Here is a 13,215-nt window from a genome sequence, read left to right on the forward strand (position 1 = left end):
GGTGCCACTCCACATCGCGGTGGGCGCCGCCGCCTGCGGCGTTTGTCGGGCCGAGCGCCGGGTAGCCCCTGGCGACCGTGCCGCGCCCGACTGCGGAGGACAGACATGATGGGACCCGGTGACCCTGGCTCCGACCCGTGGGACGAATTCCTGGCCCGGTACTTCGGCCGGGGTGAGGGAGGACGCCGACCGCCGCACCGGGTCGACATCACCCGACTGATGACGGCCGACGCCCGGGAGATGCTGGCCGACGCGGCCCGCCGCGCCGCGCAGCGGCAGAGCAACGACCTGGACACCGACCACCTGCTCTGGGCTGCGCTGCAACGCGAACCCCTGCGCGACCTGGTACGCCGGGCCGGCGCCGACCCGGACACCCTGCTCAACGCGCTGGGCGGCAAGGGCGACGGCGCGCCGCGCGGGGAGGTGCCGCCCAACCTGTCGCTGACCCCGGCGGCCAAGCGGGCGCTGCTCGACGCCCACCAACTGTCCCGGGCGATGGGGGCCAACTACATCGGCCCCGAGCACATCCTGATGGCCCTGCCGCTCAACCCCGAGTCGCCGGCCGGGCGGATGCTGGCCGCCGGTCGGATCCAGCCCGAGTCGTTGCAGGCCGCCAACGCCGAACGCGGCCCGATGACCGGGCCGAAGCCGGACCGCGGCACACCCACCCTGGACCAGTACGGGCAGGACCTCACCGACCTGGCCCGCGCCGACCAGATCGACCCGGTGATCGGGCGGGCGGACGAGATCGAGCAGGCGGTGGAGATCCTGTCCCGGCGGACCAAGAACAACCCGGTGCTGATCGGCGAGGCCGGTGTCGGCAAGACCGCGATCGTCGAGGGTCTGGCCGAGCGGATCTGCGACGGCGACGTGCCGCAGACCCTGCTCGGCAAGCGGGTGGTGCAGCTCGACCTCGCCGGCCTGGTCGCCGGCACCCGCTACCGGGGTGACTTCGAGGAGCGCCTCAAGAAGGTGATCGACGAGATCCGGGCGCACCGGGACGAGCTGATCATTTTCCTCGACGAGATCCACACCCTGGTCGGCGCCGGTGGGGCCGGCAGCGAGGGCGGAATGGACGCGTCCAACATGCTCAAGCCCGCCCTCGCGCGGGGCGAACTGCGGGTGATCGGCGCGACCACGCTCGACGAGTACCGCAAGAGCATCGAGAAGGACGCCGCGCTGGCCCGGCGGTTCCAGCCGGTGCTGGTGCCCGAGCCCAGCGTCGACGACACCATCGCCATCCTGCGTGGCCTGCGCGACCGGTACGAGGCCCACCACCAGGTGCGCTTCACCGACGAGGCGCTGGTCGCCGCCGCCGAGCTGTCCGACCGGTACGTCACCGACCGGTTCCTGCCGGACAAGGCCATCGACCTGATCGACCAGGCCGGCGCCCGGGTCCGGCTGCGCACCCGCACCCCGGCGTCCGACGTGCGGGAGCTGGAACAGCAGCTCGACGACGTACGCCGGGACAAGGAGCAGGCCGTCACCGACGAGCAGTACGAACGGGCCTCGGCGCTGCGGGACCGGATCTCCGAGCTGGAGGAGGAGATGCGCCGCGCGAGGGGCGCTGACGGCTCGACCTCGCAGGTGCCCGAGGTGGGCCCGCAGGAGATCGCCGAGGTGGTCTCCCGGGCCACCGGCATCCCGGTCAGCCAGCTCACCGAGGAGGAACGCGACCGGCTGCTGCGCCTGGAGGGCCACCTGCACGAGAGGGTGGTCGGCCAGGACGCCGCGGTCACCGCTGTGGCCGAGGCGGTGCGTCGCTCCCGGGCCGGGCTGGCCGACCCGGAACGCCCGATGGGCAGCTTCCTGTTCCTGGGCCCCACCGGCGTCGGCAAGACCGAGCTGGCCCGCGCCCTGGCCGAGGCGTTGTTCGGCGAGGCGGACCGGATGGTCCGGGTGGACATGAGCGAGTTCCAGGAGCGGCACACGGTCAGCCGGCTGGTCGGCGCCCCACCCGGGTACGTCGGCTACGAGGAGGCCGGTCAGCTCACCGAGGCGGTGCGCCGCCGCCCGTACGCGGTGGTGCTGCTCGACGAGATCGAGAAGGCCCACCCCGACGTGTTCAACATCCTGCTCCAGGTGCTCGACGACGGGCGGCTCACCGACAGCCAGGGCCGCACGGTGAACTTCAAGAACACCGTCCTGATCATGACGAGCAACCTCGGCTCCGAGTTGATCACCGGAACCCAGCGGGCCGTCGGGTTCGGCACCGGCGCGCCCGGCAGCGAGCAGGAGAACGACGAGCTGCGCGAACGGCTGATGCGCCGCCTGCAGGAGAACTTCCGGCCGGAGTTCCTCAACCGCATCGACGAGGTCATCATCTTCCGCCGGCTGGAGGCCGAGCAGTTGCGCGACATCACCGCGCTGCTGCTGGAGGAGACCCGCCGCCGGTTGCACGCCCAGGACATCCAGGTGGAGTTCACCACCGCCGGCATCGACTGGCTGGCCGAGCACGGCTACCAGCCGGAGTTCGGGGCCCGTCCGCTGCGCCGGGTCATCCAGCGGGAGGTGGACAACCACCTGTCGCGGATGCTGCTGGAGTCGGCGATCTCGCCCGGGCAGAAGGTCATCGTGGACGCCCGCGACGGGCAGCTCACCTTCGACGTGACCGCAGGTGAGCGGGGGTACACCGCCGCCACGACAACACACCCGCGATGACCGGGCCGGCGCGACGAGACGACCACGAGGACCCGCGTGAGCACGCGGAGTCCGCCAAGCCCCGGGACGAGGACGACGACGAGGACCATCCCGACCCGATCCTGGCGCCCCCGACCGCGAACCCGCGCCGCACGCGGGTGCCCGCCGAGGGCCTGCATCCGAAGACCGACCAGGACGACCCGGAGACGTCGGGTCACCATCGTCGAGAGGAGACCTGATGGTACGCGACACGCGGATCGACCCCGAGGTGGAAGTGCTCTGGGAGGACTTCCACGCCGAGGTCAACGTCCCGTCGGAGCAGCTGCGCACCTGGCTGCTGACCCGGGGCTCCGGCGAGGAGTCGTTCAGCCCGAACCCGGACCTCGACCTGCCCCAGCCGGGACGGGAGATCCTCAAGGTGCTCAACAAGCGCAAGGTCGACCTGACCCCGGAGGACATCGAGGTGATGCGGGAGGCGGTCGAGCGGATCCGCGAGCTGATGGACGCCAAGCCCCAGCGCGGCAACGCCGACGACAAGTGGCGGCACTCGCTGCTCGACCTCGGCCACGACCCTCTCGTCGAACGCTGAGCGATGCCGTACGCGACGGTGCCGTCCCGGGTGCGGGGCGGCACCGTCGCATGCCGCTACTGGCCCTGGTCAGACTCCAGGCTGCCGATGGTCAGCCCCGCCGCGTCGGCGGCGGCGTCGCGCTCGCCCCGGGTCTGGTCCTCCCGGGTGAGCAGGTTGGCGTACTCGGTGACGTCGGCCGGGTCGGGCACCTCCGGCAGCCGGCGCAGGAACGCCTCCACCTGGCGGGTGGCGGCGGTGTGCGCGGCGGCGGCCTGGCGGAGCAGTTCCCGGTCGTCGGCGGGCGGGTAGAGATCGGTCATGTCCGCCAGATACCCCGACAGCGGCCGTTCGCACCGCCACCGACCAGGCAGTAGCCGACGTCCCGGTCGCGTGGCCGGGACTACTGGCCCGGGTGGGGGTGGCCGGTGATGCCGTCCAGGATGGTGGTCAGGTTGTGGTCGAAGGTCTCCTCGGCGCTGAGGTGGGCGCCCTCGATGACGAGCCGGGCGACGGTGGGGTAGCGACCGGTGTCGAGCATGCGGGTCAGGTACGGGCCGAGGCTGGCCTGCCAGGCGCCGACATCGGTGCCGGTGAAGCGGGCGGTGCGCCGCTCGGTGACCTCTCGGCGCAGGGCGCCGACGACGAAGGCGTTGAGGGCGCCCAGGGCCCGCTGGAGGTCGTCGATGTCGCGTATGCCGGGGGCCTGGCTGAGGGCCGCCGCGCTCATCTCGCCCACGGCAAGCGCGTGCGGGCCCAGGTGTGGCCGCCCGCCGAGCAGGTCGGAGAACCACTCGTGGTCGAGGGCGGCGGCGCGGGTCCGCCGAAAGACGGCCAGCACCGTGGCCCGCCACCCGGAGTGCTGGCCGGTCTCGGCGATCTGGGCATAGACGGCGTCGACCATCAGGTCGAGCAGTTCCGATTTGTTGGCCACGTAGTCGTAGAGCCGCATCGGACCGACGCCGAGCTCTTTGGCGATCTTGCGAACCGACAGTCCGTCGAGGCCGTGCGCGTCGGCGAGCCGGATCGCCGTGGCGGCGATCTTCGCGCGGCTCAACGGCACCGGCGTCGCCCGGGGCTGGGGCTCGGGGCGTTCCCAGATGGGCACGACCTCGCTACCGTACGATGTATCCACGCGATACAGTGTACGGTAAGGGCATGAGGATGCGACTGGCGATCGCCGGTGGTGGCCTGGGCGGCCTGACGCTGGCACGGATCCTGCACCGGCACGGCATCGACGCGGTGGTCTACGAACGCGAGGCGAGTCGATCCGCACGCTCCCAGGGCGGAATGCTCGACCTGCACCCGGAGTCCGGGCAACTGGCCCTCGCCGAGGCGGGTCTCGACGACCGGTTCCGCTCCGAGGCGCGGCCCGAGGGCGAGGAACATCGCATCCTCGACCCGGCCGGGCGCACCCTCGTGCACCACACGCCCCGCCCCGGCTCGTTCGCCGGCCGCCCCGAGATCGACCGCACCGTCCTGCGTGATCTCCTGCTCGACTCGCTGCCGCCCGACGCGGTGGCGTGGCGGCACCGCCTCGTCGCGGCGACGCCACGACCGGGCGGGGGCTTCGGGTTGACCTTCGACGGCGGCCACCGCGCCGACTGCGACATCCTGGTCGGCGCGGACGGCGCGCGCTCGGTCGTCCGAGCGCTGCTGACCGACGCGGGACTGTCCCACGTGTCCAGCCACGTGGAGCTGACCATCGACGACGCCGACCGACGCCACCCGGATCTCGCCGAGCTGGTCGGCCCGGGAAACCTGTGGTGCGTCGGCGTGAACCAGATCCTCGCGGCGCAACGCCTCGGCGACGGCAGCATCCGGGTCGGGATCTCCCTGCCCGCCGACGACCGCGACCTCGACGCCTACCGTGACACGCGTGCCCTGCTGGACCTGTTCGACGGCTGGGACGCCCGTCTCACCGCCCTCATCGACGCGGCCGACAGCCCGCCGACGCCGCGCCGGGTCGAGGCGATGCCGGTCGGCGCGCGCTGGGCCCACCGGCCGGGAACCACGCTTCTCGGCGACGCCGCGCACCTCATGCCGCCGGTCGGCGAGGGCGCCAACCAGGCCATGCTGGACGCCGCCGAACTCGCACGCGAACTCGCCGCCAACCCCGCCGACCCGGACGCGGCGATCCGGGCGTACGAGGAGGCGATGTTCGCGAGGATCGAGCCGATCGCCGAGATGTGCGCACGAGTTCAGGCGATGATGCTGTCCCCGACGGCGGCCGACGACCTCGTCCGCTTCTTCACGCCACGGTCCGCCACGCCCTCTTCCGGCGACGAGGAACCCGTCGCCGCGCCCCGCTAGACCTCCCGTGGGCCCTCACACCCCGCTGGGCTGCCGGACGCCGAAACCCGGATTGCGCACCAGCCAGTCCAGGTAGGTGGGGTGCGGGGCCAGCGAGTCGGTGTACGCCGCCTTCGCCGTCGCCAGCACCAGCTCCGCGTCCCCGGCGGCGGGCGAGTCCGGATGCCACCCCAGCAGCAGCCGCCAGCGCAGCGGGACACCGGCCAGCCGCCGGGTGACCAGGCCGGCGACCGGGCGGAACGTCGCCTGGCAAAGGGCCACCGCCACGCCCGCCTCCACCAGGTCGACACAGCCGCGGATGTCGGTCTCGTACACCTTGCGGGGGGTGAAGCCGGCGCGGGCGCACGCGGCGGCGAAACAGTCGCCGAAGCAGCCGTCGCCCGGCGCGGCCACCCACTGCTCGTGACCCAGGTCCGCCAGGCGCACCTCGGCCCGCTCCGCGAGCGGGTGGGTCTCCGGCAGCAGCACCAGCACCGGGTCGATGGCCACCTCCCGCCAGCGCAACCCGAACGCGGCCGACGGGGTGGCGTCGCCGCACACGCCGGTGAGGGCGAAGTCCAACCGCCCGCCGGCCACCAACTGCGCCAGCTCGTCGACCGACCACGAGGCGTACGTGGTGATCTGGGCCGGTGGCTGCTCGGCGGCCAGCCGGTGCACCAACCGGCCCAGGATCGGGCTGTTCACCCCGCCGAGGCGGTAGCAGCGAGGCGCCGCGCCCGCCCCGGCGAGCCGTGCCGCCTCGTCCTGCAGGCCCTTCATCGCCGGCAGCAGCACCCGGGCCCGGGCGAGCACCAGCTCACCGAGCGCGGTGGGCCGGGCGCCGCGCCGATCCCGGTCGAACAGCGGCCCGCCCAGCGTCCGCTCGATCCGCTGGAGCTGAGCGGTGAGCGCCGGCTGGGCGAGCCCGAGCGCCGACGCCGCCTTGGTCACACTCCCTGTCTCCGCGATCGCGCAGACCACCCGCAGGTGTCGCAGCTCCAGGTTCATACGGTGACGGTAGGACCACGTCGCAGCCTGCGGAAGAGGCCAAGCGAATCGGTGACGTTGAATGCATTTCGTGGCGCGGCCCGCGCTTCAGTCGCGCGGCGGCTCCGGCAGGTCGGCCAGGTACGTCGGCCGCCGCGTCACCGCGTCGCGGACCTTGTCCACCACACCCACCGCCGGCTCGACGATCCGGTTCCACGGCGGGGTGGCCGGGGTGCCCGGGTGCGGCCGGGTCGGCGCGGCCTCCTCGGCGATCTCCAACCGGTTGCCCAGCCGGATCAGCTCCTCCCCGGTGGCCACCGCGCGCAACTCGGCCACCAGCGCGCCCACCCCGTCGACGTGGCGGCGGACCCGCTCGGCGACCTCGGTCAGGGTCTCGTCGGACAGCCCCTTCAGGGCCGCCAGCAGCGCGGCGTCAGCGTCGATCTCCGCGTCCACCCGGTCGGCCTGGGCCGGCAGCGCCGCCCGCACCGCCGGCAGCAGGTACTGCTCCTCGGCGGAGACGTGCCGCGACAGCGCGGCGGTGAGCACCGCCAGCCCCTCCTGCGGGGTGGCGTCCGGGCCGGTCAGCTGGTCCACGAGAGCCAGCAGTTGCCGGTGTTTGCGGTCCACGATGTCGGCGATGCTGCGGCCACCGGGCCGGTAACCCTCCTCGGATGCGGGCGCGGGCGGCAACGGGGGCAGGGGGACGGCGGACATGGTGCCCTCCTCGACTGGCGGGCGGAAGCTCCGGCAGGGGATGTGCGGTCGTGGGCGGCGGTACCCGAACGCGGACGCCGCGAAACCGGCACGCGGATCCGCCGAGGTGAATGCCCGGCCCCGGCACGCCGGTGCGCCGGCCCGCCGGTCACCCCGGGCTGGTATGAAGGGGCGATGACGAGCGACGCCGCCTCCGCCCGACCGGACCCCAGCGCGGAGGTCGTGGACCTCTGCCGCGACCTGCTGCGCATCGACACCACCAACACGGGGGACAACGACACCAGCGTCGGCGAGCGCCGCGCCGCCGAGTACGTGGCGGAGAAACTCGCCGAGGTGGGCGTCGAATCGGTCCTGCACGAGTCCGCCCCCGGCCGGGCCAACGTGGTGGCCCGCATCCCCGGCGCCGAATCGAGCCGGGGCGCGCTGCTGGTGCACGGCCACCTGGACGTGGTGCCCGCCGACGCCGACGAGTGGTCCGTGCACCCGTTCTCCGGCGAAGAGCGCGACGGCTACCTGTGGGGCCGTGGCGCCATCGACATGAAGGACTTCGACGCGATGGTGCTCGCCGTGGTGCGGCACTGGCAGCGCACCGGCGTACGGCCCCCGCGCGACATCGTGCTCGCGTACACCGCCGACGAGGAGGCGGGCAGCGACTACGGCGCGCGCTTCCTGGTGGAGAACCACCGCGGCCTGTTCGACGGCTGCACCGAGGCCATCGGCGAGGTCGGCGGCTTCTCCTACTCGGTCAACGACAGCCAGCGGCTCTACCTCATTGAGACCGCCGAGAAGGGCATCGACTGGCTGCGGCTGCACGCCAAGGGCCGCCCCGGGCACGGATCGATGGTGCACGACGACAACGCGGTGACTGCCCTCGCCGAGGCCGTGGCCCGCATCGGCCGGCACCGCTTCCCGGTGGTGGTCACCGACACCGTGCGGGCGTTCCTGACCGAGGTCTCCGACCTGCTCGGCATCGAGCTGGACCCGAACGACCCGGAGACGGCCATCGCCAAGCTCGGCCCGATCGCCAACATCATCGGGGCGACCATCCGCAACACGGCCAACCCCACCCGGCTCAGCGCCGGCTACAAGGACAACGTCATCCCCGGCCGCGCCACCGCCACCATCGACTGCCGCAGCCTGCCCGGCCAGTCCGAGCTGCTGGAGCGGCAGCTGCGCGAGCTGGTCGGCCCGGACATCGCCATCGAGTACGTCCAGCGACAGCCGGCGCTGGAGACCACCTTCGACGGCGACCTGGTCGAGGCCATGTCGGCGGCGCTGCGCGCCGAGGACCCGGGTGCCCGGCCGGTGCCGTACATGCTCTCCGGCGGCACCGACGCGAAGGCGTTCTCGCAGCTCGGCATCCGCTGCTTCGGGTTCGCGCCGCTGCGGCTGCCCGCCGACCTGAACTTCTCGGCGTTGTTCCACGGCATCGACGAGCGCGTTCCGGTCGACGGACTACAGTTCGGCGTGCGGGTTCTCGACCGGTTCCTCCGCACCTGCTAACCGTGTCCGGTAGCTGCACCCGGCGCGTTACCTCCCCATCGTGAAGGGACTGCCCCACATGACCGACCAGCACGGTGAGCTGGACGCCGCTCTCGAGCGGGTGATCGAAGCGGCCCGCCACCACCTGGCCGCCGTACGCGCCGCGCAGGGCCGCGTCGACGACGACGACGTCTGGCAGGCGTACGTGGCGTTGAACAACGCGTCCTTCGCCTACGACGAGCAACTGCTCGACGCCTTCGGCGAGGTGACCCCGTGGGACGTCGACTCGATCGACCCGGACGAGGCCGACGAGCGCTTCGGCGGCGAGGGCGCCGAGGCCAGCGACCCCCACCCGCGGGTGATCTCGGTACGTCAACGCCGCGACTACCGGGTGCCGAGCATCTCCGCGCTGCTGCGGGCGGCCGAGGCGGCCCGGCGCGAGGGCACCCCGGAGGACGACGAGCCGGCGCCGGTGGAGGGCGTCGGCGAGGCGGTGCTGGAGCTGCTGCAGAGCGGCGACGGCTCGCTCGGCGCGCTGGACGTCCCCGAGCTGGAGCCCCTCGACGGGGTGGTCATGGTCAGCGAGGTGGGCACACCCGTGGACCTGGAGTCGTTCGACGATGACGACGCCGCCGGCCCGTTCCAGCCGGCGAGCGACGACCGGCTCGTCGGTCGACTCGACGAGCACCCGTTCCTGGAGCTCGACGACGACCACGACCACGCCGGGCACCAGCACTAGGGCCGGCGTCGGCCGGGGCTCCTCCGCCGCGGACCGACCGAGGGCCAGGCACGAGGCCAGGTGACGCCCGGGGTCCGAACCGTTCGCGGTTCGGGCCCCGGGCGTGTCACCGCCCGTCCCGGCCCGGTGTCAGTACGACAGGCCCGGCTGCGGCTGGTTGACCCGCCGACGGCGCAGCATGACCTGCCGCGTGCCGTCACGGAACAGCCGCACCCGGGCCAACTCCCATCCGGAGAACTCCGCCTGGATCGCCAACTGCGCCGCGGCGGTCAACCGGTCGACGTTCGGCGGCAGCCGCAGCGGCGCGTACTCGTAGTCCATGCCGTCCATGCTGCCCAGCCCAGCGGCCGTCCGCCACCCCCTGCGGGGTGACCAACGCCGCTGCCCTGCGTGGTTCGTGCCGCCCCGGGCGCCCGCGCGTGGCCTTCGCCGCGCGGGAGCCGCCCGCGGTCCGCAGGCGCCCCGGTCAGCGCCGGTTCGGTGAGCGCCCGCGTCTCACCCGTCGCGCTCGGGGTAGCCGATGGGCACCGACGAGACGTCGTCCAGCGCGGTGGTGATCTCCTCGGGCAGCGTGATCCGCTCGACCTGCAACGCGCCGAGCAGCTGCCCGACCGTCCGGGCGCCGAGGATCGGCGCGGTCACCCCCGGTCGGTCCCGGATCCACGCCAGCGCCACCTCCAGCGGCGACACCCCCAGGCCGCCGGCCGCGGTCGCCACCGCCTCCACGATGCTCGAGCAGCGCGGCTCCAGGTACGTGGAGACGAACCGCTCGAAGTGCGGCGAGGCGGCCCGCGAGTCCGCCGGCCGGCCGTGCCGGTACTTGCCGGTGAGCACACCCCGACCCAGCGGCGACCAGGGCAGCACGCCGAGGCCCAACGCGTCGCACGCCGGCAGCACCTCCCGCTCCACGCCCCGCTCCAGCAGCGAGTACTCCACCTGGGCGGCGACCACCGGCGCCCGGCCCGGCCAGGCCGTCTGCCAGGCGGCGGCCCGCGCGGTCTGCCAGCCGGAGAAGTTCGACACACCCACGTAGCGGACCTTTCCGCTGGCCACCGAGTGGTCCAGCGCCGCGAGGGTCTCTTCGAGGGGGGTGTCCGGGTCGTACCCGTGCACCTGGAACAGGTCGACGTGGTCCGTGCCGAGCCGGCGCAGCGACGCCTCGATGGTGCGCAGCAGGTGGCCTCGGGAGCCGTCGCGACGCCGACCGCTGCCCGGCCGCAACCCCGCCTTGGTGGCGATCAACAGCTCGTCGCGCGGTACGAGGCTGCCCAGCAGCGACCCGATCACCGACTCGGCGTCGCCGTCGCCGTACACGTCGGCGGTGTCGATCAGGTTGCCGCCCGCGTCCAGGTAACTCTTCAGCTGGGCGGCCGCATCGTCGGCGTCGGTGTCCCGGCCCCAGGTCATGGTGCCGAGCGCGAGCCGCGAAACCGCCAGCCCGCTTCGGCCGAGCGGTCGCTGTTGCATGGGTGAACCTTATTTCGAACCCGCCGCCACGGATATCCTCGCTCCCGTCATCTCTGCCGGTTCTGCCGGTTCCGCCTCCGGCGGGCACCGCGACGGACGGGGAATCATTGGCGGTGAGCCGGTGATCGGGTCCGTTTTCGGCATTGCGTAACCTGGTGCGACCTGTGCCACGGATGGGGGAGGACCAGTGCGACTCGGGCTCAGCCTTGGATACCAGACGGCGTGGAGCACGCCGGCCGACCACCTGGCGTTGGCCCAGGAGGCGGATCGCCTCGGCTACTCGGTGGTGTGGGCGGCGGAAGCCTACGGCTCCGACTCGCCCAGCATGCTCGCCTGGATGGCCGGCCAGACGCAACGGATCGACGTGGGCTCGGCGGTGATGCAGATTCCCGCCCGTACGCCGGCCGCCACCGCGATGACCGCCGCCACCATCGACGCGCTCTCCGGCGGCCGGTTCCGGCTGGGCCTCGGCGTCTCCGGCCCGCAGGTCTCCGAGGGCTGGCACGGTGTGCGGTTCGCCAAGCCGCTGGGCCGGACCCGCGAGTTCGTCGACATCGTCAAGCTGGCCGTCGCCCGCAAGGAGGTGGCGTACGACGGCGAGCACTACACGCTGCCGCTGCCCGACGGCCCCGGCAAGGCGCTGCGGCTGAGCTTCCACCCACCCCGCGAACACATCCCGATCTACCTGGCCGCGGTCGGGCCGAAGAACCTGGAGTTGGCCGGCGAGATCGCCGATGGCTGGCTCGCCGTGTTCTACGCCCCGGAGTTCGCCGACGAGCACCTCGCCGCCGTGGCCGCCGGGCGGGCCAAGGCCGGCAAGGAACTGGCCGGCTTCGACGTGGTGCCCTCCGTGCCGGTCGTCATCGGCGACGACGTGGCCTCCTGTGCCGAGCTGGTGCGCTGGTACGCCGCGCTCTACGTCGGCGGGATGGGCAGCCGAAAGCAGAACTTCTACAACCAGCTCGCCACCCGGATGGGTTACGGCGACGCCGCCCGCGAGGTGCAGGACCTGTACCTGGCCAAGCGGCAGCGCGACGCGGCCGCCGCGGTGCCGATGGAGTTCATCGACCGCACCTCGCTGCTCGGCCCGAAGGAGCGCATCGCCGAACGGTTGCGGGAGTACGCCGCCTCCGGCGTCACCACGCTGTCGGTGACCCTGTTCGTGGCCGACCGGGACAGCGGCGTGCAGACCCTGCGTACCGTCGCCGAGGCGCTCGACCTCTCCGGAGTCGGCGAGTGACCTGGATCGAGGCCATCGTCCTGGGCGTCGTCCAGGGGCTGACCGAGTTCCTGCCGGTCAGCTCGTCGGGGCATCTGCGGATCACCTCGGCGATCTTCTTCGACCGCGACGCCGGCGCGTCGTTCACCGCCGTCACCCAGCTCGGCACCGAGGCAGCCGTGCTGATCTACTTCGCGAAGGACATCTGGCGGATCACCCGTACCTGGCTGGTGGGGCTGCGCGACACGTCGGTGCGCTCCAGCCTCGACTACCGGATGGGCTGGTACGTGATCGTCGGCTCGATCCCGATCGGGCTGTTCGGGTTCCTCTTCAAGGACCAGATCAAGACCGCCGGGCGCAACCTGTGGGTGGTGGCGACCACCCTGATCGTGTTCGCGTTCGTGCTGGCGTTCGCCGAGTACTGGGGCCGGCAGACGCGCACGCTGGAGAACTTCCGGATGAAAGACGGCGTGGTCATGGGCTTCGCCCAGGCCATGGCCCTGGTCCCCGGGGTGTCCCGCTCCGGCGGCACGCTCACCGCCGGCCTGCTGCTCAACCTGACCCGGGAGGCGGCGGCGCGCTACTCGTTCCTGCTGGCCATCCCGGCGGTGGTGATGTCCGGGGTGTTCAGCCTCGGCGACGTCTTCGAACCGTCCGCCCCGGGCACGTCCGTGCCCACCGTGGCCCAGACGATCGTGGCCACCGCCATCGCCTTCGGCATCGGCTACGCGGCCATCGCCTGGCTGCTGCGCTACGTCGCCCACCACACCCTGTACGTCTTCGTGCTGTACCGGGTCGCGCTGGGCACCCTGGTCCTGGCTCTCCTGCTGACCGGCACGATCAGCGCCACCTGATCAGCGGCGTCGTTCCGTTGAGATCTTGGACAGTTTCCGTCAGCTGCTGACGGAAACTGTCCAAGATCTCGCGGGCATGACAATGGCCGGCACCCGTTCTCGGGTGCCGGCCATCGGTTGGGTCGTGCGGTGGGTCAGCTGTTCCAGTGCTGGGCGACCAGGTCGGTGGCCTGCTGCTCCCACTGGGCGTAGGCGTCCGGGTAGGCGGAGACCTGTACGGTCTGCGCGGCCTGGGTCAGGGGCATGTCCT

At 72.6% G+C, this 13,215-nt stretch carries 14 protein-coding genes; 8 read left to right on the plus strand and 6 right to left on the minus strand.

What is annotated here, in order from left to right; translation table 11 throughout:
• The first annotated feature begins 105 nt into the window (after nt 1-105).
• From ABZU53_RS22620 to ABZU53_RS22630, 3 genes are read left to right on the plus strand one after another with little or no spacing between them, the layout of a single operon-like run.
• A complete protein-coding gene (locus tag ABZU53_RS22620; protein WP_354860346.1) occupies nt 106-2,661 on the plus strand; it encodes an ATP-dependent Clp protease ATP-binding subunit in 2,556 nt (851 codons plus the stop codon).
• Nucleotides 2,658-2,879, plus strand: a complete 222-nt coding sequence (locus ABZU53_RS22625; protein WP_354860347.1) for a hypothetical protein — start codon at nt 2,658-2,660, stop codon at nt 2,877-2,879. Before ABZU53_RS22620 ends, ABZU53_RS22625 begins: the two co-directional genes overlap by 4 nt.
• Nucleotides 2,879-3,229, plus strand: coding sequence for a DUF3140 domain-containing protein (locus tag ABZU53_RS22630; protein WP_354860348.1), 351 nt, complete (start codon nt 2,879-2,881; stop codon nt 3,227-3,229). Before ABZU53_RS22625 ends, ABZU53_RS22630 begins: the two co-directional genes overlap by 1 nt.
• A gap of 56 nt (nt 3,230-3,285) precedes the next feature.
• Here the strand turns inward: ABZU53_RS22630 and ABZU53_RS22635 are convergent, their stop codons facing one another.
• Complete coding sequence (locus ABZU53_RS22635; protein ID WP_234582022.1) at nt 3,286-3,531, minus strand: hypothetical protein; 246 nt, start codon at nt 3,529-3,531, stop codon at nt 3,286-3,288.
• Nucleotides 3,532-3,611: 80 nt separating this feature from the next.
• Complete coding sequence (locus ABZU53_RS22640; protein ID WP_355067273.1) at nt 3,612-4,343, minus strand: TetR/AcrR family transcriptional regulator; 732 nt, start codon at nt 4,341-4,343, stop codon at nt 3,612-3,614.
• A 23-nt stretch (nt 4,344-4,366) separates the two neighbouring features.
• Here ABZU53_RS22640 and ABZU53_RS22645 point away from each other — a divergent pair, with 23 nt between their 5' ends.
• Nucleotides 4,367-5,521, plus strand: coding sequence for an FAD-dependent monooxygenase (locus tag ABZU53_RS22645; protein WP_355067274.1), 1,155 nt, complete (start codon nt 4,367-4,369; stop codon nt 5,519-5,521).
• Nucleotides 5,522-5,536: 15 nt separating this feature from the next.
• Here the strand turns inward: ABZU53_RS22645 and ABZU53_RS22650 are convergent, their stop codons facing one another.
• Together ABZU53_RS22650 and ABZU53_RS22655 are read right to left on the minus strand one after the other, a co-directional pair.
• Nucleotides 5,537-6,508, minus strand: coding sequence for a LysR family transcriptional regulator (locus ABZU53_RS22650; RefSeq protein WP_354860352.1), 972 nt, complete (start codon nt 6,506-6,508; stop codon nt 5,537-5,539).
• A gap of 87 nt (nt 6,509-6,595) precedes the next feature.
• Nucleotides 6,596-7,204: a hemerythrin domain-containing protein gene (locus ABZU53_RS22655; protein WP_355067275.1), complete on the minus strand. Its 609-nt coding sequence runs from the start codon at nt 7,202-7,204 to the stop codon at nt 6,596-6,598.
• A 174-nt stretch (nt 7,205-7,378) separates the two neighbouring features.
• Between ABZU53_RS22655 and ABZU53_RS22660 the strand changes: the two genes are divergently transcribed.
• Both ABZU53_RS22660 and ABZU53_RS22665 read left to right on the plus strand, forming a co-directional pair.
• The gene (locus ABZU53_RS22660) at nt 7,379-8,707 is read left to right on the plus strand and encodes a M20/M25/M40 family metallo-hydrolase (protein ID WP_355067276.1); all 1,329 of its coding nucleotides are present in this window, start codon (nt 7,379-7,381) and stop codon (nt 8,705-8,707) included.
• Nucleotides 8,708-8,765: 58 nt separating this feature from the next.
• On the plus strand, nt 8,766-9,425 hold the full coding sequence (locus ABZU53_RS22665) for a hypothetical protein (RefSeq protein WP_354860356.1): 660 nt from the start codon (nt 8,766-8,768) through the stop codon (nt 9,423-9,425).
• Between the two features lie 129 nt (nt 9,426-9,554).
• Here the strand turns inward: ABZU53_RS22665 and ABZU53_RS22670 are convergent, their stop codons facing one another.
• Both ABZU53_RS22670 and ABZU53_RS22675 read right to left on the minus strand, forming a co-directional pair.
• The gene (locus ABZU53_RS22670) at nt 9,555-9,746 is read right to left on the minus strand and encodes a DUF5703 family protein (protein WP_039906151.1); all 192 of its coding nucleotides are present in this window, start codon (nt 9,744-9,746) and stop codon (nt 9,555-9,557) included.
• A gap of 174 nt (nt 9,747-9,920) precedes the next feature.
• Complete coding sequence (locus ABZU53_RS22675; protein ID WP_354860357.1) at nt 9,921-10,892, minus strand: aldo/keto reductase; 972 nt, start codon at nt 10,890-10,892, stop codon at nt 9,921-9,923.
• Between the two features lie 187 nt (nt 10,893-11,079).
• Here ABZU53_RS22675 and ABZU53_RS22680 point away from each other — a divergent pair, with 187 nt between their 5' ends.
• Together ABZU53_RS22680 and ABZU53_RS22685 are read left to right on the plus strand one after the other, a co-directional pair.
• Nucleotides 11,080-12,132, plus strand: a complete 1,053-nt coding sequence (locus ABZU53_RS22680) for an LLM class F420-dependent oxidoreductase (RefSeq protein ID WP_354860358.1) — start codon at nt 11,080-11,082, stop codon at nt 12,130-12,132.
• Nucleotides 12,129-12,965, plus strand: a complete 837-nt coding sequence (locus ABZU53_RS22685) for an undecaprenyl-diphosphate phosphatase (RefSeq protein WP_354860360.1) — start codon at nt 12,129-12,131, stop codon at nt 12,963-12,965. The genes ABZU53_RS22680 and ABZU53_RS22685 overlap by 4 nt, the downstream gene beginning before the upstream one ends.
• Nucleotides 12,966-13,215: the final 250 nt, after the last annotated feature.

The organism is Micromonospora sp. NPDC005194 (assembly GCF_040608335.1).
Lineage (GTDB): Bacteria > Actinomycetota > Actinomycetes > Mycobacteriales > Micromonosporaceae > Micromonospora.